The 25,724-nt window shown below is 60.0% G+C and carries 23 protein-coding genes and 2 pseudogenes; 12 read left to right on the top strand and 13 right to left on the bottom strand.

The window, feature by feature from the left end; all coding sequences use genetic code 11:
* Positions 1–36: 36 nt before the first annotated feature.
* Positions 37–693: an alpha/beta hydrolase gene (locus ACEN8Q_RS28460; RefSeq protein WP_413425810.1), complete on the bottom strand. Its 657-nt coding sequence runs from the start codon at positions 691–693 to the stop codon at positions 37–39.
* A gap of 467 nt (positions 694–1,160) precedes the next feature.
* Here ACEN8Q_RS28460 and ACEN8Q_RS28465 point away from each other — a divergent pair, with 467 nt between their 5' ends.
* From ACEN8Q_RS28465 to ACEN8Q_RS28490, 6 genes are all read left to right on the top strand, one after another.
* The gene (locus ACEN8Q_RS28465) at positions 1,161–2,192 is read left to right on the top strand and encodes an amino acid ABC transporter substrate-binding protein (protein ID WP_085715874.1); all 1,032 of its coding nucleotides are present in this window, start codon (positions 1,161–1,163) and stop codon (positions 2,190–2,192) included.
* Positions 2,193–2,257: 65 nt separating this feature from the next.
* Positions 2,258–3,439, top strand: coding sequence for an amino acid ABC transporter permease (locus tag ACEN8Q_RS28470; RefSeq protein ID WP_413425807.1), 1,182 nt, complete (start codon positions 2,258–2,260; stop codon positions 3,437–3,439).
* A 10-nt stretch (positions 3,440–3,449) separates the two neighbouring features.
* Positions 3,450–4,547, top strand: a complete 1,098-nt coding sequence (locus ACEN8Q_RS28475; RefSeq protein ID WP_413425805.1) for an amino acid ABC transporter permease — start codon at positions 3,450–3,452, stop codon at positions 4,545–4,547.
* 30 nt (positions 4,548–4,577) lie between these two features.
* A complete protein-coding gene (locus ACEN8Q_RS28480; RefSeq protein WP_413704048.1) occupies positions 4,578–5,342 on the top strand; it encodes an amino acid ABC transporter ATP-binding protein in 765 nt (254 codons plus the stop codon).
* 229 nt (positions 5,343–5,571) lie between these two features.
* Positions 5,572–6,231, top strand: coding sequence for a FadR/GntR family transcriptional regulator (locus ACEN8Q_RS28485; RefSeq protein WP_413704049.1), 660 nt, complete (start codon positions 5,572–5,574; stop codon positions 6,229–6,231).
* Positions 6,221–7,525 (top strand): CynX/NimT family MFS transporter, encoded by a 1,305-nt coding sequence (locus ACEN8Q_RS28490; protein ID WP_413704050.1) that lies wholly within the window; start codon positions 6,221–6,223, stop codon positions 7,523–7,525. Before ACEN8Q_RS28485 ends, ACEN8Q_RS28490 begins: the two co-directional genes overlap by 11 nt.
* Before the next feature lie 110 nt (positions 7,526–7,635).
* On the opposite strand, the gene ACEN8Q_RS28495 is transcribed toward ACEN8Q_RS28490, so the two are convergent.
* The 5 genes from ACEN8Q_RS28495 to ACEN8Q_RS28515 all read right to left on the bottom strand — a co-directional run bounded on the left by ACEN8Q_RS28495 (position 7,636) and on the right by ACEN8Q_RS28515 (position 13,609).
* On the bottom strand, positions 7,636–8,256 hold the full coding sequence (locus tag ACEN8Q_RS28495) for a DUF1120 domain-containing protein (RefSeq protein ID WP_413704051.1): 621 nt from the start codon (positions 8,254–8,256) through the stop codon (positions 7,636–7,638).
* A 73-nt stretch (positions 8,257–8,329) separates the two neighbouring features.
* The gene (locus ACEN8Q_RS28500) at positions 8,330–9,472 is read right to left on the bottom strand and encodes a DUF1120 domain-containing protein (RefSeq protein ID WP_413704052.1); all 1,143 of its coding nucleotides are present in this window, start codon (positions 9,470–9,472) and stop codon (positions 8,330–8,332) included.
* Positions 9,473–9,482: 10 nt separating this feature from the next.
* Positions 9,483–11,960, bottom strand: coding sequence for a fimbria/pilus outer membrane usher protein (locus ACEN8Q_RS28505; protein ID WP_413425795.1), 2,478 nt, complete (start codon positions 11,958–11,960; stop codon positions 9,483–9,485).
* Between the two features lie 132 nt (positions 11,961–12,092).
* Positions 12,093–12,806 (bottom strand): fimbria/pilus chaperone family protein, encoded by a 714-nt coding sequence (locus tag ACEN8Q_RS28510; RefSeq protein WP_413704053.1) that lies wholly within the window; start codon positions 12,804–12,806, stop codon positions 12,093–12,095.
* 182 nt (positions 12,807–12,988) lie between these two features.
* Positions 12,989–13,609, bottom strand: a complete 621-nt coding sequence (locus ACEN8Q_RS28515) for a DUF1120 domain-containing protein (RefSeq protein WP_413704054.1) — start codon at positions 13,607–13,609, stop codon at positions 12,989–12,991.
* Positions 13,610–13,986: 377 nt separating this feature from the next.
* Here ACEN8Q_RS28515 and ACEN8Q_RS28520 point away from each other — a divergent pair.
* Positions 13,987–14,612: pseudogene (locus ACEN8Q_RS28520) on the top strand (response regulator).
* A gap of 58 nt (positions 14,613–14,670) precedes the next feature.
* A pseudogene (locus tag ACEN8Q_RS28525) lies at positions 14,671–14,835 on the top strand (hypothetical protein); the annotation flags it as partial.
* A gap of 124 nt (positions 14,836–14,959) precedes the next feature.
* On the opposite strand, the gene ACEN8Q_RS28530 reads toward ACEN8Q_RS28525, so the two are convergent.
* From ACEN8Q_RS28530 to ACEN8Q_RS28550, 5 genes are all read right to left on the bottom strand, one after another.
* Entirely contained in the window at positions 14,960–15,610 is a 651-nt protein-coding gene (locus ACEN8Q_RS28530) for a DUF1120 domain-containing protein (RefSeq protein ID WP_413704055.1), read from the bottom strand.
* Between the two features lie 67 nt (positions 15,611–15,677).
* Positions 15,678–16,292 (bottom strand): DUF1120 domain-containing protein, encoded by a 615-nt coding sequence (locus tag ACEN8Q_RS28535; RefSeq protein ID WP_413704056.1) that lies wholly within the window; start codon positions 16,290–16,292, stop codon positions 15,678–15,680.
* Between the two features lie 85 nt (positions 16,293–16,377).
* Complete coding sequence (locus ACEN8Q_RS28540; protein WP_413704057.1) at positions 16,378–17,520, bottom strand: DUF1120 domain-containing protein; 1,143 nt, start codon at positions 17,518–17,520, stop codon at positions 16,378–16,380.
* A 10-nt stretch (positions 17,521–17,530) separates the two neighbouring features.
* Positions 17,531–20,014, bottom strand: a complete 2,484-nt coding sequence (locus ACEN8Q_RS28545; protein ID WP_413704058.1) for a fimbria/pilus outer membrane usher protein — start codon at positions 20,012–20,014, stop codon at positions 17,531–17,533.
* 122 nt (positions 20,015–20,136) lie between these two features.
* Positions 20,137–20,883 carry a fimbria/pilus chaperone family protein gene (locus tag ACEN8Q_RS28550; protein ID WP_413428692.1) on the bottom strand — a complete coding sequence of 249 codons (747 nt, stop codon included), beginning with the start codon at positions 20,881–20,883 and terminating at the stop codon, positions 20,137–20,139.
* A 476-nt stretch (positions 20,884–21,359) separates the two neighbouring features.
* On the opposite strand from ACEN8Q_RS28550, the gene ACEN8Q_RS28555 reads away from it, so the two are divergent.
* The 4 genes from ACEN8Q_RS28555 (at position 21,360) to ACEN8Q_RS28570 (ending at position 23,965) form a co-directional block, all read left to right on the top strand.
* Positions 21,360–21,986, top strand: coding sequence for a response regulator (locus ACEN8Q_RS28555; RefSeq protein WP_413428693.1), 627 nt, complete (start codon positions 21,360–21,362; stop codon positions 21,984–21,986).
* Positions 21,987–22,106: 120 nt separating this feature from the next.
* A complete protein-coding gene (locus ACEN8Q_RS28560; protein ID WP_413704059.1) occupies positions 22,107–22,577 on the top strand; it encodes a nuclear transport factor 2 family protein in 471 nt (156 codons plus the stop codon).
* A 40-nt stretch (positions 22,578–22,617) separates the two neighbouring features.
* Positions 22,618–22,938 (top strand): GIY-YIG nuclease family protein, encoded by a 321-nt coding sequence (locus tag ACEN8Q_RS28565; protein WP_413428695.1) that lies wholly within the window; start codon positions 22,618–22,620, stop codon positions 22,936–22,938.
* An 88-nt stretch (positions 22,939–23,026) separates the two neighbouring features.
* Entirely contained in the window at positions 23,027–23,965 is a 939-nt protein-coding gene (locus tag ACEN8Q_RS28570) for a glutathione S-transferase family protein (RefSeq protein WP_413704060.1), read from the top strand.
* A gap of 108 nt (positions 23,966–24,073) precedes the next feature.
* Here ACEN8Q_RS28570 and ACEN8Q_RS28575 read toward each other — a convergent pair whose 3' ends face one another.
* Positions 24,074–24,424: a glutaredoxin family protein gene (locus ACEN8Q_RS28575; protein WP_413428697.1), complete on the bottom strand. Its 351-nt coding sequence runs from the start codon at positions 24,422–24,424 to the stop codon at positions 24,074–24,076.
* The gene (gene yejK, locus ACEN8Q_RS28580) at positions 24,424–25,428 is read right to left on the bottom strand and encodes a nucleoid-associated protein YejK (protein WP_057396732.1); all 1,005 of its coding nucleotides are present in this window, start codon (positions 25,426–25,428) and stop codon (positions 24,424–24,426) included. The genes ACEN8Q_RS28575 and yejK overlap by 1 nt, the downstream gene beginning before the upstream one ends.
* Between the last annotated feature and the right edge of the window lie 296 nt (positions 25,429–25,724).

Consider the following 25,724-nt stretch of genomic DNA (forward strand, 5'->3'; position numbering starts at 1 on the left):
TGGGATGGATCAAAGGGCGCTTTTAAACAGAAATGCTTAACGCAAGCGCTCGGTGAGCCAGACGCCGATGTCGCGAATTTCTTCGGGTAACACTTCGTGACCCATTGGGTATTCCTGCCATGTCACGGTGACACCATGCTGCTTCAGATACTCGTAAGCGGTACGTCCCATCGAATTTTGCACCACGTCATCGTACTGACCATGCAGTGATAGCACCGGGATGCGTTGCTGGCTTGCCGACAATTCCAGTTCGTCGCTGAAGGTGGGGGCATAAGTAGAGAGGGCAACTACGCCACCCAGTGGTCCCTGCCATTTCAGAAAAGCGGTGTGGAACACCACGGCGCCGCCTTGGGAAAAACCTGCCAGGAAAATCCGCGAGGCGTCTATTCCGCCGGCTCGCTGCGTTTCAACCAGTTCGATGATCCAGTTGGCCGACTCTTCGAGTTGTTCGCGATTGATCGCGCGCGCCGGGCTCATGGCCAATATGTCGTACCAGCTCGGCATTTCGTAACCGCCATTGATGGTCACGGCGCGGCTCGGTGCCTGGGGCAAAACGAAGCGGGTGCTCAGCAGGCTTTCCTGTAGCGCTTCGGCCACCGGCAGGAAGTCATAGCGGTCGGCGCCCAGGCCATGCAGCCAGATGACGCAGGCGTCTGCGGTCTTGACGGGTTCTAGAATCAAGGGGTTGGTCATGGCTGCTCCAATGTTGTGCGTGCGCGCTCATTAAGTGCGTGATCCAAGTGCGCGTCGGGTTGATCCGTTAAGAAAGTGTCGCAAGGTTACAAGTTTTGCTATTGACCTGCAGCTGAACCGCTTCCGCGGGCGGTGTGGTACGGGCTTTGCTATGGCGAAGCTTGTATGAAAAATCCTACGCCTGTCGGTAACACTATCAGGCCAAGGTTGTTAGTGGGATTGAAAAGAATCCGGTGATGGATGTTCGCCAAAGGCCGCTACGGGCTTCGCGAACGTGAAAGGGCTACAGCCCGTTCGGCCGACTGGTGAGAGTGAGCTTTCCATTATGTGGATTTTCTCCTACTAGACTCATAGCTAACGTCTTACGTCGGTTGACCCCAAAACAAGCCAACACGGGTCGACTACGCCTCAAAAGGGTGCGACTGGACTCACGCTCCGACACAACAAGAGCAAAACTGGAGGTTTGAATGAAGATGTTGAAATCCACCCTGGCTATCGTGACTGCAGCCGCGGTACTCGGTGTCAGCGGGTTTGCCCAGGCGGGCGCAACCCTGGATGCAGTGATGAAGAAAGGTTTCGTGCAGTGTGGCGTCAGCGATGGCCTGCCAGGCTTCTCGGTTCCGGATTCCACCGGCAAGATCGTGGGTATCGATGCTGACTACTGCCGCGCAGTAGCGGCTGCTGTCTTCGGCGACGCGACCAAGGTCAAGTTCAGCCAGTTGAACGCCAAGGAGCGCTTCACCGCGCTGCAATCCGGCGAAATCGACATCCTGTCGCGCAACACCACCATGACCAGCTCCCGTGACGCGGGCATGGGCCTGAAGTTTCCAGGCTTCATCACCTACTACGACGGCATCGGCTTCCTGGTAAACAACAAGCTCGGCGTGAAAAGCGCTAAAGAACTTGACGGTGCAACCATCTGCATCCAGGCCGGTACCACTACCGAGCTGAACGTTTCCGACTACTTCCGCGGCAACGGCCTGAAGTACACTCCGATCACCTTCGACACCTCCGACGAAAGCGCCAAGTCGCTGGAATCCGGTCGTTGCGACGTACTGACCTCCGACAAGTCCCAGCTGTTCGCCCAGCGCAGCAAGCTGGCTTCGCCGAAGGACTACGTGGTTCTGCCGGAAACCATTTCCAAGGAACCTCTGGGCCCGGTCGTGCGTAATGGCGACGACGAGTGGCTGGCCATCGTGCGCTGGACTGGCTACGCGATGCTCAACGCTGAAGAAGCCGGCATCACTTCGAAGAACGTCGAAGCCGAAGCCAAGGCCACCAAGAATCCTGACGTTGCCCGTCTGCTGGGTACCGACGGTGAATACGGCAAAGACCTGAAAGTGAAGAAAGACTGGGTCGTGCAGATCATCAAGCAAGTGGGTAACTACGGCGAAGTGTTCGAGAAAAACCTCGGCAAGAGCACTCCGCTGGAAATCGACCGCGGGCTGAACGCTCTGTGGAACGCTGGCGGCATTCAATACGCACCACCAGTGCGCTGATGGTTCTATCACCCGGTGGGCCAACCGCCGGGTGATGTTCTGTTCCATTATTTCCGGGGCACTTCATGCAAAATTCAATCGGCGCACCAAAGCAGAGGCTCAGCCTCAGCGATCCACGAGTGCGTGCGTGGGTATTCCAGATCATCACGATTATCGGGGTGGTCTCGTTAGGCTGGTTTCTGTTCGACAACACGCAAACCAACCTTCAGCACCGGGGCATTACCTCCGGTTTCGACTTTCTGGAGCGCAGTGCCGGTTTCGGCATCGCTCAGCACCTGATCGACTACACCGAAGCGGACACTTACGCCCGGGTGTTTGTCATCGGCCTGCTCAACACCTTGCTGGTGACCTTCATCGGCGTGATCCTGGCGACGATCCTCGGCTTCATCGTCGGTGTGGCGCGGCTGTCGAAGAATTGGATCATCGCCAAGCTGGCGACGGTGTACGTGGAAGTCTTCCGCAACATTCCGCCATTGCTGCAGATCCTGTTCTGGTACTTCGCGGTGTTCCTGACCATGCCGGGGCCGCGCAACAGCCATAACTTCGGCGACACCTTCTTCGTCAGCGCCCGCGGCCTGAACATGCCCGCTGCGCTGATGGCCGATGGTTTCTGGCCGTTCGTGGCCAGCGTCGTGGTGGCCATCGTCGCCATCGTGCTGATGAGCCGCTGGGCCACCAAGCGCTTCGAAGAGACGGGTGTACCGTTCCACAAGTTCTGGGTCGGCCTGGCGCTGTTCCTGGTGATCCCGGCCTTGTGCGCGCTGATCTTCGGCGCACCCTTGCATTGGGAAATGCCAAAGCTGCAAGGCTTCAACTTCGTCGGTGGCTGGGTACTGATCCCGGAACTGCTGGCCTTGACCCTGGCGCTGACGGTGTACACCGCCGCGTTCATCGCCGAGATCGTGCGTTCGGGCATCAAGTCGGTCAGCCATGGCCAGACCGAGGCGGCGCATTCCCTCGGCCTGCGCAACGGTCCGACTCTGCGCAAGGTGATCATCCCGCAAGCCCTGCGCGTGATCATTCCACCGCTGACCAGCCAATACCTGAACCTGGCGAAGAACTCCTCGCTGGCGGCCGGTATCGGTTATCCGGAAATGGTCTCGCTGTTCGCCGGCACCGTGCTCAACCAGACCGGCCAGGCGATCGAGGTGATTGCCATCACCATGAGCGTGTACCTGGCGATCAGTATCAGCATTTCCCTGCTGATGAACTGGTACAACAAGCGCATTGCGCTGATCGAGCGGTAAGGAAAAGCGCATGAGTACTCATACTTTCAAACCTGACATGCCACCTCCTCACAGCAGCATCGGTGTGGTGGCGTGGATGCGCGCAAACATGTTCTCCAGCTGGCTCAACACCCTGCTGACCCTGTTTGCGTTCTACCTCATCTACCTGGTGGTGCCGCCGATCCTGCACTGGGCCATCCTCGACGCCAACTGGGTGGGCACGACCCGCGCCGACTGCACCAAGGAGGGCGCCTGCTGGGTGTTCATCCAGCAGCGTTTCGGCCAGTTCATGTACGGCTATTACCCGCCGGAACTGCGCTGGCGCGTGGACCTGACGGTGTGGTTGGCGATTGTCGGCGTGGCGCCGTTGTTCATCTCGCGCTTTCACCATAAAGCGGTGTACGGGCTGGGCTTCCTGGTGCTGTACCCGATCTTTGCCTACTTCCTGTTGCATGGCGGCATCTTCGGCCTGACCAACATCGCGACCAGCCAATGGGGTGGCCTGATGCTGACCCTGGTGATCGCGACCGTCGGCATCGCCGGTGCGCTGCCGTTGGGGATTGTCCTGGCCCTGGGCCGTCGTTCGAACTTGCCGGCGATTCGCGTGGTCTGCGTGACCTTCATCGAGTTCTGGCGCGGCGTGCCGTTGATCACGGTGCTGTTCATGTCCTCGGTGATGCTGCCGCTGTTCCTGCCTGAAGGCATGAACTTCGACAAACTGCTGCGGGCCCTGATCGGCGTGATCCTGTTCCAGTCGGCCTATGTGGCCGAAGTGGTGCGTGGTGGTCTGCAAGCGATTCCCAAGGGGCAGTACGAAGCGGCCGCGGCGATGGGCCTGGGCTACTGGCGCAGCATGGGCCTGGTGATTCTGCCGCAAGCCTTGAAGCTGGTGATCCCCGGCATCGTCAACACCTTCATCGCGCTGTTCAAGGACACCAGCCTGGTGATCATCATCGGCCTGTTCGACCTGCTCAACAGCGTCAAGCAAGCCGCCGCCGACCCGAAATGGCTGGGCATGGCCACCGAAGGCTATGTGTTCGCCGCCCTGGTGTTCTGGATTTTCTGTTTTGGTATGTCGCGCTATTCCATGCATCTGGAACGCAAGCTCGACACTGGCCACAAGCGCTGAAGCGCCGTACCTAATTTAGGAAGTTCTTTTATGAGCGAAGCAATCAAACAGCCTGTGGGCCCTGAAGGCATTATTCAGATGCAGGGCGTGAACAAGTGGTACGGCCAGTTCCACGTGTTGAAAGACATCAACCTCAACGTCAGGCAGGGCGAGCGTATTGTCCTGTGCGGGCCGTCGGGTTCGGGCAAATCCACCACCATCCGCTGCCTCAACCGCCTGGAAGAACACCAGCAGGGCCGCATCGTGGTCGATGGCACGGAACTGACCAACGACCTCAAGCAGATCGAAGCGATCCGCCGTGAAGTCGGCATGGTGTTCCAGCACTTCAACCTGTTCCCGCACCTGACCATTTTGCAGAACTGCACCCTGGCGCCGATGTGGGTGCGCAAGATGCCCAAGCGCAAGGCAGAGGAAATCGCCATGCACTACCTGGAGCGCGTACGCATTCCGGAGCAGGCGCATAAATACCCGGGGCAACTGTCCGGCGGTCAGCAACAGCGTGTGGCGATTGCCCGCGCGCTGTGCATGAAACCGAAAATCATGCTGTTCGACGAACCGACCTCGGCACTCGACCCGGAGATGGTGAAGGAAGTGCTCGACACCATGATCGGCCTGGCCGAAGACGGCATGACCATGCTTTGCGTAACCCACGAAATGGGCTTCGCTCGCACCGTGGCCAACCGCGTGATCTTCATGGACAAGGGCGAAATCGTCGAACAGGCCGCGCCGAACGACTTCTTCGACCATCCGCAGAATGAGCGCACCAAGTTGTTCCTGAGCCAGATCCTGCATTGATCGAACCCAGGCACTGAAATAAACCCGGACATGTTCCGGGTTTTTTTTTGCCTGTAGGAGCGAGCTGGCTCGCGATGGACGTCAACGATAACGCTGGTTGGCAGGTACCCCGCGGTGCTCTCGAGTCCATCGCGAGCAAGCTCGCTCCTACAGAGGCATTGCCCTCGTGGAACATGTTGACTACCATGTCAGAAAATTCATCCTATGATTGGATGAGAGGGCGAATTCCGTGTCAGAAATCTCTCCATTGGTAAAACGATCCCTGGTCGATCAGGCTCTGGACCAGCTGCGCCTGCGGATCAACCAGGGCGTTTGGGCTGTGGGCCAGCGTTTGCCCACCGAACCTGAGTTGTCCGCCGAGCTGGGCATCAGCCGCAACACTGTGCGCGAAGCCATGCGCGTGTTGGCGTTTTCCGGGTTGATCGAGATCCGCCAGGGCGACGGCAGTTACCTGCGGGCGGTGGTCGATCCGCTCGATACCTTGAAGGCGCTGTCCCGCTGCTCCCCTGAGCAGGCCCGGGAAACCCGGCACATCCTTGAAGTCGAGGCTATCGGCCTGGCAGCCATGCGCCGCACCGATGAAGACCTGGTGGCATTGCGCGAGGCGCTGGGTGTCAGCGGCAGCCACTACCACGGCGATCTCGATACCTACATCGCCTGCGACCTGGTGTTTCACCGTCGATTGGTGGACGCCGCGCATAACCCAACCCTCAGCGAGCTGTATCGCTATTTCTCCAGCATCGTCGGCGCGCAGTTGCGCCAGACCCTGAGCATCGCCCCGCGCCGCCAGGAAGTGTTCGACCTGCACATCGAGTTGCTCGATGCCGTCGAACAACGCGACCCGGAACGGGCCAAAGCCCTGTCGAGGCAGTTGATCAATGAACCTTGAAACCGAGAAGTCCATGCATCGTGGTGATTTATCCACAGCCCAAAAACGTTCGGCAGAGCTGGAAGAGCTGCTGATCGACGCCGAGGCCGATGACGAACAGGCCCAGCAAGCTCACCCGGTCCTGCGTCGGCCGTGGCTGTTGCTACTGGGCCTGATTCTGGTGGCGCTGAACCTGCGCCCGGCGCTGTCGAGCATGGCGCCGATGCTCAGCGAGGTCTCGAAGGCCCTCGGCTTGTCGGCGTCCACGGCGGGATTGCTGACCACGCTGCCGGTGCTTTGCCTTGGCCTGTTTGCGCCACTGGCGCCGCTGCTGGCGCGTCGCTTCGGTGCCGAGCGGGTCGTGTTGGGTATTCTTCTGACCCTGGCTGGCGGGATCATCCTGCGCAGTTCGTTCGGCGAGATCGGCCTGTTTGCCGGAAGCGTGCTCGCCGGTGCCAGCATCGGCGTGATCGGCGTGTTGTTGCCAGGCATCGTCAAGCGCGATTTCCCGAAACAGGCCGGGACCATGACCGGCGTCTACACCATGGCCCTGTGCCTGGGGGCGGCGATGGCGGCGGGTGCGACCGTGCCCCTCAGTGAGCATTTCGACAAGAGCTGGGCGCTGGGTCTTGGTTTTTGGGTTATCCCCGCGTTGGCGGCGGCCGTGTTCTGGCTGCCGCAAGTCGGCCAGAAACACGGCGCGCACAACGTCGCCTATCGCGTTCGCGGTTTGCTGCGTGACCCGCTGGCCTGGCAAGTGACCTTGTACATGGGCCTGCAATCGTCCCTGGCCTACATCGTGTTCGGCTGGTTGCCATCGATTCTGATCGGGCGCGGCCTGACCCCGACCCAGGCCGGGCTGGTGCTGTCGGGCTCGGTGATCGTGCAACTGGTCAGCTCGCTCGCGGCCCCCTGGCTGGCGACCCGTGGCAAGGACCAGCGGCTGGCAATTGTGATCGTGATGGTGCTGACCCTCGGCGGCCTGTTCGGCTGCCTGTATGCGCCGACCGATGGCTTGTGGGGCTGGGCAATTGTGCTGGGGCTGGGGCAGGGCGCCACGTTCAGCCTGGCATTGACGCTGATCGTGCTGCGCTCGCGGGATTCCCACGTCGCCGCGAACCTGTCGAGCATGGCCCAGGGCTTCGGTTACACCCTGGCGTCCATGGGGCCGTTCGCGGTCGGCATCGTGCATGACTGGACCGGTGGCTGGACGGCTGTGGGCTGGATCTTCGGCGTCATCGGCCTGGGTGCGATCATCGCCGGCCTCGGTGCCGGGCGGGCGCTGTATGTGCAGGTCGAAAGCGAAAAGGCATGAGGGTGAAGGGCATCCATCCCTCACGGTCCGGGACAGCGTCGTGACATCCGGAACCGGTAGATGCCGAACCCTTCGGTCGCAGTCGCACCGAAGGGTTCGGCGTTGCAGGCCTACAGGTATACCACTTCGAAGGTTACCGAACCATCGAGGGTGAAGTCGTCGATCAGGGTGAGGCTGTCGGTAGGATGGATCACGGTTTTTATCCGCAGATCCATCGTCGCGTTGTTCACCATGATCGGTTTGGTGTGGTCAGTGGTGGAGCTGACCGACCACAGTTCATCACGGAAAATTTCTGAGGCGCTCTTCCAGGTTCTCCCCTCATCCATTGAGTAGATCGCTTGGGCGCTCGCCCCATCCGCCAGTGTTTGGGTGATATTCAGGAAAAAATACCCCGGTTTTTCACCTGCGGGCGTCAATCTCATTCCAAAGTAGGTGTAATTCGCAATATCCAGATAGGGATGATTGTCGATGACCCTCAGTGCGACCAGTCTCGGCGCCCCACATGTGAGGTTCAATTGAAGGTCGCGATCTGCTAATTCAGTGGGCTCAGTGGTGTTCAGATTTTTGACCAGGAGCTTGCCGTAGTCCACTACACCGCCGCCGGAAAAACCAGGAGTGCAGGCTTGCGGGGTGATGGTGCCGGTAACAGTCAGGTCAGTCGAAGACGCAAGGGCATAAGGCGCGAGGCTGATCAGAGCGGTTGCGGAGAGTGCTGTGAAGTAATGTTTCATTCTTTTCCTTTTTCGGGGTTTTCCCTGGTTGTACCCGGGCACGTGATGGCCTCCAGTTCGTCAGGGGTGGGTGTTACAGGTAAACGATTTCGATCGTGCCCGAGCCGTCGAGGTGGACGGCGCTGCTCAGATCCAGGTTTTCGGTGGGGGCGATGACCGCCTCGACCGTGACGGCGGCGCTGAGGTTCTGGATCGCGACAGGGCCCGAGGTGCTGCCGGCGAGGTCGGTGAACCCCAGGTAGCTGTTTTGGGCGAGTGGAATCGGGCTCGTGCTGGCCGTGCTCCAGGCCGTGCCACCGGTGGTGGAGTCGGTTCGAAACAGCCGCGCATAGCTGTCGGCGCTGGCGCTGCCCGGGTCGAGGGTCAGCGAATACAGGCCGATTTTGTTGTTGCGGCCGTCCACGTCCAGGCCGTAGTAAATTTCGCTGTTCACCGTCGCCGAACCGGTGCGGTTGTCGTGCATGCGCAGGGCGAAATGCGTCGGTGCATCGCAGCCGACCTGCAGGTTCAACCCCTTGGGCGGCAGGCGGGTGCTTTTATCGGTGTTCAGATCGTTTTTGGACATTCGGCCAAAATCCACCAGGCCACCGTTTGACAGGTTCACGTTGCATGCCCCAGGGGCGAAGCTGGCACGCAGGGCGATTTCCCTGGAGCGTCCGGCGGCGACCGCATCGAGCAGACCCGTGGCCTCCCAGACCACCGCGTCGCGCACTTGTGATGCCTGCTCTTGGGCCCAGGCCGTCAATTCAAGCTGTGCCGAAAAGCTCTGCCCCTTGGCAACTGCACCGGCTCGCACCGGGACGATTGCCTGCTCCGGCCGCCACAGCAGGCTCGACGCTGTGGCTTCCGGCGTCTGACCGGTGGCGGAGATCAGCCCCAGGTCGACTGACTGCCCATCGAGTACCGCATGGCTTGCGCGCACAGCGTAGCTGCCCCGGTCGGCCAGGCGAAAACGTTCGGCGGTCGCGGCCATGGCGCGATAGAACACGGTCATGTCAGTGGGTTGTGAGCAGCTCAGGGTCAGGCTCACGCGGCGTTCGCCCAGCGTACGTTCAGGCAGGCTGTCGGCGCGGATCGCACGGTTCATCAAGCCGTAATCGAGTACCGGCTGGCTCACGCTGAGCTGACAGTCGTTGGCGAAGGCCCAGGCGTGCGGTGCCATTGTGCTCAGCGACAGAGCGCCAAGGGTCAGAAACAAGGGGCGGGACAGGTTCATGCGGTCATCCTCAAAGCGCTCGGCACTGGGCGGCGGCGGTTTCGTAGTACGCGTCGGTATCGGCTTTGGCCGGCAGCTCGAAGCTCAATTGGCAGCGGTCCATGCCCGGTGCAGTGATCCACAGGGTCGGGCTGTCCAGTACGTTCGGCAGGAACACCACGCCGCCTTCCTGGGCGAGCGTGACGAACTCGCCGTCTTCGGTATTCACCGTGGCGCCACGGGGCAGTGGCGCACCGTTGGCGGTGGTGACCTTGAGCAACGCACGGCGGGTCTGGGTGATGCCGAAGTCGATTTTGTCGACGGCGCCGCGCCCGGCGGAGACCACCGCCAGCCCATTGTTGATATCGAGGTTGCGCGGCAGCGAACGGGTGTCGACTTCCACTGCGCTGCGACCATAGGCCGTCAGTTGTGACACCACCGCGTTGCCTTTGCTGTCGGTCCAGACCGGACCACTCGGGGTCGAGACCTTGATCGAATCGGCATCGCCGACCGACACCAGTGCAAAGGTTTCGCGCACTGGGTAGGGCGTGAACGTCACGCCGTCACCGTGCAACACGGCACCCCCGCGCGCGCCCGCCTGATAACTCGAACGCTCGGCATCGGAGCGGGTGTAGTTCAGGTCCAGCTGGCTGTAGCGCGGCAACAGCGAAACACCGGCGGAGGTCTGCACTTGCTTGTCACGCGTGTCGTGTTCGACGCCGACCCGGTAGCTCAGTTGATCGTTGACCTGTTCGCTCAGGCCGACGCCGCTGCGGTATTCACCGCCGGCATTGCGCACCCAGGTGCGCGCCCGGCGGGTTTCACCCAGCGGAATGCTCAGGTTCAGATACACGCTGTCATCACTGCTCTGGGTACCGCTGACTTGCCATTGCGCCGAGGCCGAAACCGAGACGCCGCCGATATTGGTGCCCCACGAGAGCAGCGCGCGGTTGCTGCTTTGCCCGTCGAACGAGGTCGAACGGCTGACACTGCCGCTGAAAGCGCCCAGCCCCGGCGGGGACCAGCTCAGCCCCAGCGTTTGCTGGTCGCGATTACGGGAGTGGCTGCGCTCGGACTCGATTGCGGCCACGGCTTCCGACAGATCGCTGTATCCGAACGTGCGGTGCGAGGTGCTGGCATTCACCGACCACTGTTCACCCACGCGTTGCGATATGCCCAGATCCGCCTGAACACCTTTTGCAGGTTTCCCGGCGCGGATATCGGAGGCTTGCAGGGTGGTCTGGATCTGCGTGTTCTTGCCGGGCTGCAAGCCCAGGCCGGCACCCGCGGCGAGGTAGTCGGTGGCACCAGTGGCGCCGGCACTCAATTGCATCAGCGGGCTCAGTGCGCCGGTCCAGCCACCGCTGACCACCCAAGGGTCGTTGCCCTGGGTGTCGCCGGTGTTGCGTACCTGGCCGGCGGCCAGGGAAAAACCGGGGGCGGGCAAGCCGACCCCGAGCAGGGCCGCGGGGATGGTAAAGCGCTGCTCGCTGCCATCGGTTTCCTTGACCGTGACTTCAACGTCGGAACGATTGTCGAGACGGCGCACGTCGTTTAATGAGAACGGGCCGGCCGGTACCACCGTCGAGTGGATCAACGAGCCGTTCTGGCGGACTTCCACCTGAGCCTGGCTCCTGGCAATGCCTTCGATGGGCGAGCCTTGGCCTTCGCTTTGCAATGCCTGTTCGGTCATCAACTGCACGCCAGTGATCTGCGCCCCGGCCAGTACCGGGTTATAGAGGCTGATCTGGCCTGCCTGCAGCACCGTTTCCTGGCTGGCAAACGTCCGCTGGGCGTAGGCCGCCAGATGTGTGGTGGTCGACACGTCGTTTTGCCAGGTCTGCACCTGGCGGCTGCGCACGATCCAGTCCCCGGCGTTGAAGCCCAGCTCGGTGTTGGCCGACAGGTAGCGACTCGACTGGCCAGCGTTATCGCTGAACAGGCTGTTGACGTCGTAATTGAGCAAGGCGGCGAAGCCACCGGTTTGATAACCCGTGAAGTCCCGGGCCGTCGGCCGTATGGCGTCGGTAGGGGCGATCAGCTTAACACTGAGGTTTGCCGGGTCCTGTTCGATGGTCATCTGCGGCCAGGTGCCGAGCGCATCGAAACAGCGCTGGCCGTCGGCCGGTGCAGCCGGTTCAACCAGGTTGGCGGCGTCGAGCAGGGCACGGTCAAAGCACAGCTCACCTTCGTGGTTGAACGCCGCATCCACCCGTCCACGGGGCTGGCCGTTAACGATGAGGGTGATCGGGTGCTTGCCGGCGCTGAAGCGCGGAGCCTGCAGCAATGAGGTTGCCAAAGCCGGGTCGATGCCGCGTTGCGTCAACATTTTCTGGTCGAACGAGGTCAGCAATGCCGCGCCGCTGAGGTCTTCGGCACGGGCATCGAGCAACAGCAGCGCGTTACTCAGCAGCGCCACGGTACTGGCGCGTAGCGTCGACAGACGAGCGTTTACAGCCTGCTTTTCAGGCATGGCTTCGCCATCACGGTATTTGGATACGGTGTTCATGGAGTTCACTGAGTCATTGCCGCTGTGCTGGCTTGATCCACTGCCGCCGCTGGCTTGCGTCGGGGACGGTAACGACCGTCATCCCGAAAGTTCACGCCCACTCTTCCCTGGGGGCGCTGGTTCTACGGTGGTTCAGGGCTTGAGCGGTGCCTCGAACGGCGGCGCTGCGAAGCCATACACCGTGGCCGGCTGGATGCGCACCTGTTTGGCGGTCTGGGTCGATACCGCGACGCTGAGCTTCTCGCCCGGCAACACGTAGGCCTTTGGCAACATCGCATTGCCCGAAGGCAGCAGTTGTACCTCCTGGGCCAGCCGTACGACGTAAGGCGTATCGTTGCTGACGGTCAGTTGGCCGTTGTTCAACGACCATTGCAGGTCGGTCCATGGCGTGCGATTGGGCTTGAGGCCCTTGGGGTGCAGAATCACCGGCAGGTTCTGGCGCACCGTCACACCCACGCGGGCGCTCCCGGCTTCGGCGCCGGCTTTGCCTTGAGGGATGCCTTCAAAGATCACCCTCTTCAGGCGCTGGGTCACCAGGGGCTTTTCCGATTGCAGGATGAAACGGATCAACTGGCTTTTCGAGGCTTCGACCCGGGCCAGCGGCGGGGTCACGAACACCAGTTGCTCGGTGTCTTCGGGGATGTCTTCCAGGGTGATGTGCAACAGGGCCAGGTTGGCATCGGTGTTGGTCACGGTCACGGAGGCTTCGCCGTCGGCCTCGTTGACGATCACCACGGAGGTGTCGGGGACCATGCCGTCAGCCTGGGCCTGGGCGGCAATCAGCAGCACAAAGCCGCCAAAGCCGATGTAGATCAAATGATGTGCAAACTTGAAAATCTTCTTCATGACGTGTCTCGTTGATTGATCAAGCCGTTGACCGCCAGGCATGTGCGCTGAGCGGTGGAAACAGGGGGGCGCAGGCGATCAGCAGCGCTGTCGCGAGGGCAGGGTGGTGAATGTTCACTGGGCTTTTCTTAATGGTTTATTGGGCAACTAACGGCAGGTTCGTTGCCCGGTATTGAGTTGAGTTACAGGTAGACGATTTGCAGGGTGGCCGAGCCGTCGATTTGTGCTTCGTCGGTCAGGGTGAGGTTTTGGGTTGGGGCAATGAAAGGGGAAACGCGCAGATCCACTCTGACATCCTGCAGGGGGTGGGGAACTCTGATTCCGGTGCTGTCGCCAAAGGCAACCAAATAGCCCGGATAAATAGCGGTGTTTCCATCAGTCCATGACACCCCGCCATCGCTCGATTGCAGTATTGCCGATGGAGTGTCTGCAATAACGTTCATAAAATTCAAGACGTACTCCCCGAGCCTCTCATCTCCGTTGATAAAACCCAGCCCGTAGCGGACGGGAGAGGTCGAGGACTCCGCCCTGTTATCAACTGGCATAATCGCAAACAGGGTTTCCGCATCGCAATTCACGGTAAGTTGAAGAGTTTTTTGCCCGAGTGGGGTGGCAGCATCTGGCTTCAGGTCCTTGGCAGCTATTTTCCCGTAATCAAACACGCCACCGCCGGCAAGACTCGGCGTGCAGGCAGCAGGGGTGATGGTGCCGGTGACGGTCAGGTCAGTGCTGGAGGCGGCGAAGGCGGAAGTGGCAGCGCCAAGCAACAAGGCAGTACCCAGTATCGTCAGTTGTTTGTTCATGGTCGTGTGCTCCTCTCGATGAGCGTTTTCAGGTTGATGGCCAAGGCTGCGGGATGTTGGGTATCGGGCTGCTCAAGGGCGACGCAATGTATCCATCGAGGTGAGGATAAGAAATGCAACAAATACGAAAGCGTCGGTTGGCGTACGAATAAGTGTTGTGGGCTACGTAAGCTTTTGGCTATTCAGGCATGAAATTTCCCTGATTTCGTAGGGCTATTTGTTTTGCTCTGTGGGACTAATCTTTTTGTTTTCGGAGTAATGCCCTGGGGGCTTGAAGGCTCTGAAACTGCTTGGAGCAAGGGTTGTTTCTGGGAGTTGTGGTGGCTATAAAACAGGGCTACTTTCATGGCATGCAGTCATGTAGGAAAAGTCCCTCAATGCGAGTCGTAATTGCTGACGATCATTCTGTTGTTCGCGTAGGAATGCGGATGCTCATCAATGCCAGCAGACAATGCGAAATTGTCGGAGAGGCCGATGGCGTAGACGACCTGATGAATGTGCTTTCAAACACCCCCTGTGATCTGTTGATCACCGATTTTTCCATGCCGGGCGGGCAGCAGGTCGATGGCCTGACAATGTTGAATACCCTGCGCCGTCTATACCCGGCAATGCCGGTGATTCTGCTGACAATGTTTACCAGCGTGGCCACCGCGAGGGCGGCGCTGGCTCAAGGGGCGATGGGCATTGTCGCGAAAAACACCTCGGTGTCCGAGCTGCCGGCGGCAATCAATGCGGTGGGGCTGGGGCGGCGATACATCAGTGAGCCCCTGCGCGAACTGCTGGACAACGCGGACCGTCAGCTGGAGGAATCGCCACTGTCGGTCAAGGAATTGGAGGTGTCAGAATGTTGGCCAACGGCATGACCGTCAGCGAAATCGCCCACCAGGTTAAACGCAGTGTGTCGACTATCAGTAAACAGAAAAACATGGCCATGCTCCGCCTGGGCATCAGTACTGACGTCGAGCTTTTTGCCTATGCCCGCGACAGCGGTATGGCCCACTAACCGCATTGATCACCCGGTTCTACCAAGCGTTTTAACGTCTCGATGCCGGTGACATGTAGCGCATTGCGTCTTCCGTAACGGCAAGATTGGCGAGCATAGCGACAGTTTCAATCTGTGGAAGTGGTCGCGTCAGGCGCTGGGTTTCAAAGGCCTGTTGCCGGGGTGGACGCCAGCCGCTGATAAGATCGCGGCTTGCTGCCTGACCCGCTGGCCTGGCAAGTGACCTTGTAGCTTGTGGGGCTGGATCTTCGGCGTCATTGGCCTGGGTGCGATCATCGCCGGCCTCGGTGCCGGGCGGGCGCTGTGTGTGCAGGTCAGCAGTGAGAAAATCCAGCCATGATTGGAATCTATAAATAGACAAGTTCCAGGGTTGCCGAGCCATCAATGAACACGTCTTCACTCAAGTCCAGCGTCGAGGTCGGTGCGATGACCGCTTGCAGGGTGATCCGGCTGGACAAGTTCCGGATTGCAATGGGCCCTGCGGTGCTGGCGGGTACATCGGTGAAACCCAGATAACTTCGCGCAGCGATCGGTATGGGGGTTGACCGGGATGCACTCCATGCCCGCCCTCCGGTGGTGGAGTCGGTTCGATACACTTGAGGCAGAGCGTCCACTACGGTGTTGACGGGATCGAAACGCAGCGAATACAAGCCAATCCTGTTGCCGCTGCCGTCGAACTTCAGACCGTAATAGATTTCACTGTTGGTGATGGCCGAGCCTTCTCGATTGTCCCGCATGATCAATGCAAAACGCGCAGGCAAATTGCAGTGAATGCTGAAGTCGAGTGTCTCGTCGCGAAGTTGCGTGCGTTTGTCGACGTTCAGCTCCTGCCGGGAGATTTTTCCGAAATCGACAAGGCCGTTGTTGGAAAATGACGGGGTGCAAGCGATTGGCGTCAGGGTGCCGTTGATCGTCAGCTCAACGACTGACGCCGCATGGGCGCAAATTGTCGTACTCAACAACAGCGCCGTTGCCAGGTTGATGGGGATAGGCTTCAACGATAAAATCCTTTTTTTCAGTGGGCCGTAATGGTGCTGAACCGCGGACGGTCCAGCACCTTGTTCCTTACAGGTACTTCACTTCAAGGGTCGCGGAACCGTCGATGTCGATTTCGTCGGTCAGGTCAAGCGAATCAGCGCGGGCGATGTAGGAATCGATCGCGAAGTCGATAGTGACGTTCTGTGCATTGGCCGGGTCCGTTTCGCCGAGTGCTGCCACGGACAAGAGGTAACCAGGTTTTGCCGAATCTGCTTTCGCCCAGGTTGTTCCATCGTCGGCTGACTCGATCGGGTCCAGCTCGGTTGCACCGTCCATGACCGTAATGACCCTGGGGTGATAGAAGCCCAGCTCTTCGCCTTCATTTCCCAAGCCAAGGCCGAACGAACCGGTAAGGCCCGTATTGGGATTATTGTCAATTGGATTCACTGCGAACTTCGTTGCTGCATCGCAGGTCACGGTCAATTGAAGTGGATCAGTGCTGACCAGGGTGTTCTGATCCGGTAAAAGGTCTCCTGCCGAGATTTTGCCCAGATCAATGACACCACCGCTGGAGAGGGTCGGCGTGCAAGCGACTGGCGTGATGAGGCCTGTAACCGTCAGGTCAGTGCTCGACACTGCGAGCGCAAAAGGAGCCGCGCTGATCAGTGCCGTTGTGGCGAGTGCTGCGAAGTACTTTTTCATGGGTGAAACTCCTTGCTACTGTTGTTGACCTTGAATGCCCCGGGGCACGTCATTGCACCTCGGGTTCAACAAGGCAGGGTGGGTGTTACGGGTAAAGCATTTCGATCGTCGCCGAGCCATCGAGGTGAACGGCGCCGCTCAGGTCCAGGCTCGCGGTGGGAGCAATGACGGCATCGACCGTCACTGTGGTCGTGAGATTCTGGATCGAGGCCGGCCCTGCGCTGCTGCCGGCATTGTTGGTGAAGCCCAGGTAGCTTTTCCGGGCGATCGGTATGGGGTTCGAGCTGGAGGTGCTCCAGGCCACGCCCTGGGTGGTGGAGTCGGTTCGATACACGCGGGCAAAGCTGTCCGCACTGGCATTGGCGGGGTCGACATTCAGTGAGTACAGGCCAATCTTGTTGCTGCGGTTATCCACACCCAGCCCGTAGTAAATCTCGCTGTTGACCGTCGCCGTGCCTGAGCGGTTGTCATGCATGACCAGGGCAAATTGCGTCGGGGCGTCGCAGCCAACCTGCAGGGTCAAATCCCTGGGAGGCAATCGGGTGCCTTTGTCGGGGTTGAGGTCGTTTATCGATAACCGACCGAAATCCACCAGGCCGCCATTGGACAGTTCCACCTTGCACGCGGCGGGCGCAAAGCTGGCGCGCAGGGTTATCTCCCTTGAATGGCCCGTAGCGACTGCGTCGAACAGACCGGTGGTTTCCCAGACAATGGCATCGCGTACCTGCAACGCTTTTTCCGGAGCCCAGGCTGTCAGTTTCAGTTGCGCCGAAAGACTTTGACCTTGCACCGCCACGCCGCCCCGAACCGGAACGATTGCCTGCTGCGGTCGCCAAAGCAGGCTCGAAGCGGTTTCTTCGGGTACCTGGTCGATGGCGGAAATCAGGCCCAGGTCCACCGGTTGCCCATCGAGTACGGCGTCACCCATGCGCACTGCATAGCTACCGCGTTCAGCAAAGCGGAAGCGCTCGGCGGTCGCGGCCATGGCGCGGTAGAACAGGGTCATGTCGGTGGAATGCGGGCAGTTCAGGTTCAGACTCAGGCGGCGCTCGCCCAGGGTTCGCTCTGCGGGGGCATCGCCGCGTATTGCCCGATTCATCAAGCCGTAATCGAGCACCGGCTGACTCAGGGTGAGCAGGCATTCATCGGCGAGCGCCCAGGCCTGAGGCGCAAGTCCGCTCAACATCAGGGTGCCGAGTGTTAACCGTAAAGGGTGGGACAGCTTCATGGGGGCATCCTTAAAGTGTTCGGCACTGGGCGGTGGCGGTCTCGTAATACACCTGGGTATTGGCCTTGGCCGGCAGTTCGAAACGCAGTTCGCAGCGCTCCAGTCCCGGTGCGGTTATCCACAGGTCTCGGGTGTCCAGGGCGTTGGGCAAAAACACCAATCCGCCTTCTTGAACGAGTGTGACGAACTCACCGTTTGCGCTGCTGACCGTCGCGCCACGGGGCAGGGGGGCACCGTTGTCCGTGGTGACTTTGAGCAAGGCACGACGGGTCAACGTGACACCGAATTCGACCTTGTCGACGGCCCCGCGCCCGGCGGAAACCACGGCCAGTCCGTTGTTGATATCGAGGTTGCGTGGCAGCGAGCGGGTGTCGACTTCTACCCGGCTGCGACCATAGGCGCTCAAGTGAGGAACCACGGCGTGACCTTGCCAATCGGTCCAGACCGGACCGCTGGGGGTCGAGACTTTGATGGCGCCTGCGTCGCCTACCGAGAGCAGCGCGAAGGTGTCCCGCACGGGGTATGGCGATAACGTCAAGCCGTCGCCGTGCAGCACAGCGCCGCCGCGCGCGCCAATCTGGTAGCTGGAGTGTTCGGCATCGGAGCGGGTGTAGCTCAGGTCCAATTGGCTGTAGCGCGGCAGCAAGGAAACCCCCACCGAGGACTGCACCTGTTTGTCTCGCGTGTCGTGCTCAACGCCGACCCGGTAACTCAACTGGTCGTTTACCTGTTCGTTCAAGCCGACACCGCTGTGGTATTCGCCAGCGGAACTGCGTACCCAGGTGCGCGCCCGGCGACTTTCACCTAGAGGAATACTGAAACTCAGGTAAACGCTGTCGTCGCTGCGCTGGGTGCCACTGACTTGCCATTGCGCCGTGGCCGACACCGACACTCCGCCGATCCGGGTGCCCCAGGACGCCAGGGCGCGGCTGCTGTTCTGGCTGTCGAATGTCGTCGAACGATTGAAGCCGCTGCTGAACGCGCCAAGCCCGGGGTGTGACCAGGCCAGCGACAGGCTCTGCTGATCGCGGTAGCGCGACTGGCTGCGCTGCGCTTGAGTATCGAACACGGCCTCCGACAGTTCGCGATAGCCGAAGGTCCGGTGCGAAGTTCCGGCATTGATCGACCACTGTTCACTCATGCGTTGCGAAATGTTCAGGTCGGCCTGAAGCCCTCTGGCGGCTTGGCGGGTGCTGGTGTCGGTCGCTTGCAGGGTGGTCTGGATCTGTGTGTCGGCCGCTGGCAACACACTCAGGCCTGTGCCCGCCGCGCGGTAGTCGGCGGCGCCCGTAGCGCCGGTGCTGAGCAGGACATTCGGGGTGAGTGCTCCGCTCCAGCCGCCGCTGATCACCCAGGGCGCGCCGCTCTGTGCCGCGCCGAGACTGCGTACCTGGCCGGCGGCCAACGAAAAGCCGGGAGCCGGCAGGCCAACGCCGAGCAGGGCGGCGGGGACCGTGAAGCGTTGCTCGCTGCCATCCGCCTCCTTTACGGTGACTTCAACATCGGAGCGACTGTCGAGCCGGCGTACGTTGCCAAGGGAAAACGGTCCTGCCGGCACCACTGTCGAGTGGATCAGCGAACCGTTCTGGCGAATTTCGACCTGAGCCTGGCCATGAGCGATCCCTTCGATGGGATTGCTTTGGCCTTCGACCTGGAGCGCCTGTTCGGTCATGACCTGAACGCCGGTGATCTGCGCGCCGGCCAGTACCGGGTTGTAGAGATTGATCTGACCCGCTTGAAGCACCGTCTCCTGGCTGGCAAAGGTGCGCTGGGCGTAAGCCGCCAGGTGAGTGGTGCTGGACACATCGTTCTGCCAGGTCTGCACCTGACGACTGCGCACAATCCAGTCGCCGGCATTGAAGCCGACTTCGGTATTGGCTGAGAGGTAGCGGTTCGATTGACTGCCGTATTGGCTGTGAAGGCTGTTGATGTCGTAGTTGAATAACCCGGCGACACCACCGGTCTGGTAGCCAGAGATATCCCGGACCGCAGGACGTATCGCCTGGGTGGGTACTATCAATGACAGGCCGAGGTTGGCCGGGTCCTGTTCGATTCCGGTTTGCGGCCAGGTGGCGAGTAAGTCGAAACAGCCTTTGTCGTTGGCCGGAGTCGGGGGCACGCTCAGGTTTGCCGCATCGAGCAGGACACGGTCAAAGCACAAGCTGCCCTCCTGGTTGAACGTGACGTCCACCCGGCCACGACGCAGGCCATTGACCGTGAGGGTGATCGGATGTCGGCCAGCGGTGAAGCTCGGAGCGGCCAGCAGCAGGGTTGCGAGAATCGGGTCGATACCGCGTTGACTGAGCATTTTCTGGTCGAACGAAGACTGCAGCGAAGCAGCATTGAGGTCTTCGGCATTGGCTTCGAGCCCGATCAGCACGTTGCTCAGCAGCAACACCATGCCGGTCCGGACTCGCGACAGGTGCGGGGGCATGCTGGCCGGCCGAATCGCAGGCATGGCTACGCCATCACGGTATTTCAATACGGTGTTCATGAGCTTCACTTGGGTTATGGCGCGGCGCCGGCTTGATCCACGACGGTTTGCGTTGCGTTTGCAGCGACGGCAAATCAGGCCGTCACGATGAAATGTCGCCTCCTGTTTTTCCCTGCGCGGCGCTATTGGAGGTGTCGGTTCCGGGGGGTGAGCAGTGCGTCATAGGGAGGCACGGCAAAGCCATAGACGGTCGCGGGATGAATTCGAACCTGGGTGGCAGCCTTTGTGGGGACCGGAACGCTGATGTGGTCACCGGGCAGCACGTAGGTCCTTGGTAGCGTGGCACTGCTCCCGGAAGGCAGCAGTTGTACCTCCTGAGCCAGGCGTACGACATAAGGTGTTTCGTTGCGTACGCTTAGTTGACCATCCTGCAGCGACCATTTCAGGTCGGTCCATGGTGTGCGGTTCGGCGCCAGGCCTGCGGGGTGAAGGATGACCGGCAGGTTCTGGCGCACCGTCACACCCACACGGGCATGCCCGGCCTCGGGAGCAGATTTTCCTTGGGGGACTCCTTCAAAAATCACCCGCTTCAAACGCTGGGTGAGCAGGGGCTTTTCTGATTGCAGGATGAAGCGCACCAGCTGTGTCCTGGAGGCTTCAACACGTGCCAAGGGTGGTGTCACGAACACCAATGGCTCGGTGTCTTCGGGAATGTCTTCAATGGTGACGTGTAGCAGCGCCAGGCTGGCGTCAGTGTTGGTCACGGATACAGCAGTTTCCCCGCTGGCTTCATTGACGATGACCACGGACGTGTCGGGCACCATGCCGTCGGCGGGGACCTGTGCGGCCCATAACAGCGCACACGCACCGATACCCGTATGGGTCAGGCGGCGCACCTGCTTGAAAAATGATGTATTGATGTCTCTCATGAAAATTCCCGGATAAAAGACCGTTGGCATGGCTCGCAATGCAGACAACGCAAGGCTTCCGTGAGCAGGAGTGCAGTACGCAGGGGGGCACTGGTGTCATGTTCATGCATTCGATAGCCAGGCACTGAGTGAGCGCAGTTCTGTACGGGGACGACGGACTGTTTGGCAGGCCACAACTTAGCGAGCAGATAAGGCGGGAGGAATGCAATAAATACGAAAAGAGAGAGGGGTGTGTATGAAAGAGTGTTGCGGACTACATAGCGTTTTCTAACGGAGGGAGTTCTTTGGTTGTAGTCCTCTTGCGTAGTCTTTATCGCGCTGCAATGTAGGGATCATCTATTTGTTGGATGGGCAAAGAGTTAGCCCATTGAATACATTGAGGATGCGACGTCAGAGGCTTTTTCGGGGCGTTGTGGAAGGGGTATGAACGGCGCTATTTTCCGCGCCTTTGCGCCACAAGCAGGAGGTATCCCACAATGCGAGTCGTTATTGCTGACGACCATTCCGTCGTTCGTGTCGGGCTGCGCATACTCATCAACGCCAGTCGACGATGCGTGATCGTCGGCGAGGCCGACGGTACCGACAGCCTGATGAGTCTGCTTTCAAGCACGTCCTGCGACCTGCTGATCACTGACTTCTCCATGCCGGGAGGGCGGCAGGCCGATGGCTTGAAAATGTTGAGTACGATTCAACGCCATTACCCGGCCTTGCCGATCATTCTGGTGACAATGTTTACCAGCGTGGCGACGGCGAGGGCTGCGCTGGCTCAAGGGGTGATGGCCGTCGTGGCCAAAACCGCATCGGCGACTGATCTGCCTCTGGCAATCAATGCTGTGCAGGAAGGGCATCGCTACCTCAGCGAGTCCCTGCGCGCGCTGTTGACCAACGCCGGCCATCAGTTGCACGAATCGCCACTGTCAGCCAAGGAGCACGAAGTGGTTCGAATGCTTGCCAGGGGCATGACCGTCAGCGAAATCGCCATTCACTTCAAACGAAGCGTGTCGACCATCAGTAAACAAAAGAACATGGCCATGTACCGTTTGGGGATTTCCACGGACGTCGATCTTTTTTCCTACGCCCGGGACAACGGAATGTCGTACTGAAATGACGAGAATAGTCATCGCGTCATTTTCGTCATGAATGCCGATAGTGTTCGATGCGTTTGCAGACTATCGTGCAGGCAAACTTTCGACACCATTATGCAAATCCAGGGGAGCCCGCAAATGAGTGAAGCCCATAGCGCCTTGATCACCCGTTTCTACCAGGCTTTCCAGCGCCTGGATGCCGAAGCCATGGCGGCCTGCTACACCGATGATGTGGTGTTCAGTGACCCGGCGTTCGGCGAGCTTCGCGGTCGCGATGCCGGTGACATGTGGCGCATGCTGACCACTCGGGCCAAGGACTTTTCCCTGACCTTCGATCATGTTCGCGCCGACGAGCGCACCGGTAGTGCCCATTGGGTCGCGACCTATCTGTTCAGCCAGACCGGCAACACCGTGGTCAACGATATCCAGGCGCGTTTTGTCTTCCGTGACGGCAAGATCTGTGAGCACCACGACAGTTTCGATCTATGGACCTGGTCACGTCAGGCGTTGGGTTTCAAAGGCCTGCTGTTGGGCTGGACGCCGCTGGTGAGAAACGCTGTCCGCACGCAGGCATTGAAAGGCCTGAAGGCATTCCAGGCCAGTCGCTGATAAGATCGCGGCCTGTTTTCCTTCAAGCCCTGATCGTTACGTGACCACCCTCAGCGAAAGCAGTGTCGACGCCGACACCCCCGCGAACAAAACCTGGTTCGTCTACCTCGTTCGCGCGGCCAACGGTTCGCTCTATTGCGGGATCAGCGATGATCCCGTGCGTCGCTTCGCCAAGCATCAAAGCGGCAAGGGTGCGCGATTCTTTCTTTCCAGCCCGGCCATGGCCCTGGTCTACACCGAACGCTGTCGCGACAAAAGCGATGCGTTGCGTCAGGAACGGCTGATCAAAAAGCTCAAAAAGAGCGCCAAGGAATGCCTGGTGGCGAGCGCAGTGAGCGCCGCCTCTGACTTATCACTCTGACTGATCAGTTCCCATCAGGCGGACCTGTAGGCTGCCAGGTGATTGCGCGCTAAGCTGCGGATTCCTGATCCTTGCGGCGGAGCCGAGCATGTCCGAGTTGATTCTGCATCATTACCCGACGTCCCCCTTTGCCGAGAAGGCCCGCCTGCTGCTGGGCTTCAAGGGCTTGTCATGGCGTTCGGTAAATATCTCGCCAGTGATGCCCAAGCCGGATCTCACGGCGTTGACCGGTGGCTACCGCAAGACCCCGGTGCTGCAGGTTGGTGCGGATATTTATTGCGATACGGCATTGATTGCCCGACGACTGGAGCAGGAAAAAACCTTGCCGGCGTTTTTCCCGGAAGGTCAGGAAATGATCACCGCGACGTTTGCAGCCTGGGCCGACTCAGTGGTGTTCCAGCATGCGGTCAGCCTGGTGTTCCAGCCGGAATCGATAGCGGTGCGCTTTGGCAAGTTGTCGCCGGAAGCGATCAAGGCGTTTATTGCCGACCGTGCCAGGTTGTTCAGTGGTGGTAGTGCGACCAGGCTGGCCGCCGAGCAGGCAAAGCACCAGTGGCCAACGATCATGTCGCGGCTGGAGTTGCAGTTGCAGCGCGAAGAGGGAGATTTCCTTTTCGGTGAGCCGTCGATTGCCGACTTTGCCCTGGCTCATAGCCTCTGGTTTCTCAAGGCCACGCCGGTCACTGCGCCGCTGGTGGATGCTTACCCGGCAGTTGCCGCGTGGCATGCGCGGGTACTGGGCTTCGGTCATGGTGCATCCAGCGAGATGAGTTCCGAGGAGGCTCTGGCAGTGGCGCGCGCGTCCACGCCAGCGGCATTGCCGGATGAGCAGTTCGTCGATCCCAACGGGTTCACGGCGGGGCAACAGGTAGTGATTGCGGCCACGGACTACGGCGTTGATCCGGTAGCTGGGGAGTTATTATTTTCCGGTCGCGAAGAGCTGATTGTACGACGCGAGGACGAGCGTGGCGGCGTGGTGCATGTGCACTTCCCGCGCTTGGGCTTCCGCATCGAAGCTGTCAGATGATCTCTTGTAGGAGCGAGCTTGCTCGCGATGGTCGTCAACGAAGACGCGGAGAGCCAGGTTCTTCGAGGTGTTTTCGGATTCATCGCGAGCAAGCTCGCTCCTACAGAGCTACTTCAAGGCGGCCAGGATCGCATCCGGGTCGTACCCGCGAATCAGGGTTCCGTTCACATCGATAATTGGAATGCCGCCGCCGCCCAGCGCCTGATAGTCTCCGCGCGCGACGGCATCCTTCTCGATATCGAACTCCTTGTACGGAATTCCTTTCTGATCGAGAAAGCGCCGGGTCAGCTTGCAGTAACCACACCATTCGGTGGCGTAGAGCACAACGTTGGCCTGGGTCTGCGTCTGTGCAGGCACGACTTGCGAAGGGTTGAGCGCCCGCTCGATCTTGCCCCAGTTCTGGCAAGCCACGACCACCAGCAGGATCAGCAGGAATTTCTTCAGTACGCCGCCGAGCATCAGTTGCGACGCTTCAGCTGATCGGTGAGCGAAGTGGGCAGGCCCTTGATTATCAACGTACCGGCTTCTTCGTCGTACTCGATCTTCGAGCCCAGCAGGTGTGCTTCGAAACTGATCGACAGGCCTTCGGCGCGGCCGGTGAATCGGCGGAACTGGTTCAGGGTGCGTTTATCGGCCGGGATTTCCGGCGAGAGGCCGTAATCCTTGTTGCGGATGTGATCGTAGAAGGCCTTCGGGCGTTCTTCGTCGATCAGCCCCGACAGTTCTTCCAGGCCCATCGGCTCACCGAGCTTGGCCTGGCTGCTGGCGTAATCCACCAGGGTCTTGGTCTTCTCGCGGGCGTCGTCTTCCGGCAGGTCTTCGCTTTCGACGAAATCACTGAAGGCCTTGAGCAGGGTGCGGGTTTCACCGGGGCCGTCGACGCCTTCCTGACAGCCAATGAAGTCGCGGAAATACTCCGAAACCTTTTTGCCGTTCTTGCCTTTGATAAACGAAATGTACTGCTTGGACTGTTTATTGTTCTGCCACTCGGAAACGTTGATCCGCGCCGCCAGGTGCAATTGGCCCAGGTCCAGGTGACGGGACGGGGTCACGTCCAGTTCATCGGTCACGGCCACACCTTCGCTGTGGTGCAGCAGGGCGATGGCCAGGTAGTCGGTCATGCCTTGCTGATAATGTGCGAACAGCACATGGCCGCCGACCGACAGGTTCGATTCTTCCATCAGTTTTTGCAGATGCTCAACCGCCACGCGGCTGAACGCAGTGAAGTCCTGGCCGCCATCGAGGTACTCCTTCAGCCAGCCGCTGAACGGGAACGCGCCGGATTCAGGATGGAACAGGCCCCAGGCTTTACCCTGTTTGGCGTTATAGCTTTCGTTGAGGTCGGCGAGCATGTTCTCGATGGCCGCGGACTCGGCCAGTTCAGAGTCACGGGCGTGGAGAACTGCAGGTGTGCCGTCGGGTTTTTTGTCGATCAGGTGGACGATGCAATGACGGATCGGCATGGGCTTCTCGGCTGAATGAAGAGAGGAGGGCGTGCTCCCCGAAAAAGCGCTCAGTGTACCGCAACCGCTGGTTTTGGCGCGGTGCGAAGGGCAATTGGCAGGCGACCGACGGCGCTTATGCGTTTTTTTCCCGTTTTAGCGCAATAAAGCTGACCAAATGGGTAGCTAGAGGCGGATATTTCCACGGCTGTGTGCTAGCTTTGCCCGGTCTTGCGCGAAGTCACTGCGTTAAGCGTGCAGTCAGCATTTGTCAGGTCGAACCAAACCCTGATTTCGGTATCTATAACCCCGATCCC

It is taken from the genome of Pseudomonas sp. Pseusp16 (assembly GCF_047324915.1).
In the GTDB taxonomy this organism is placed as follows: Bacteria; Pseudomonadota; Gammaproteobacteria; order Pseudomonadales; family Pseudomonadaceae; genus Aquipseudomonas; species Aquipseudomonas fluorescens_CD.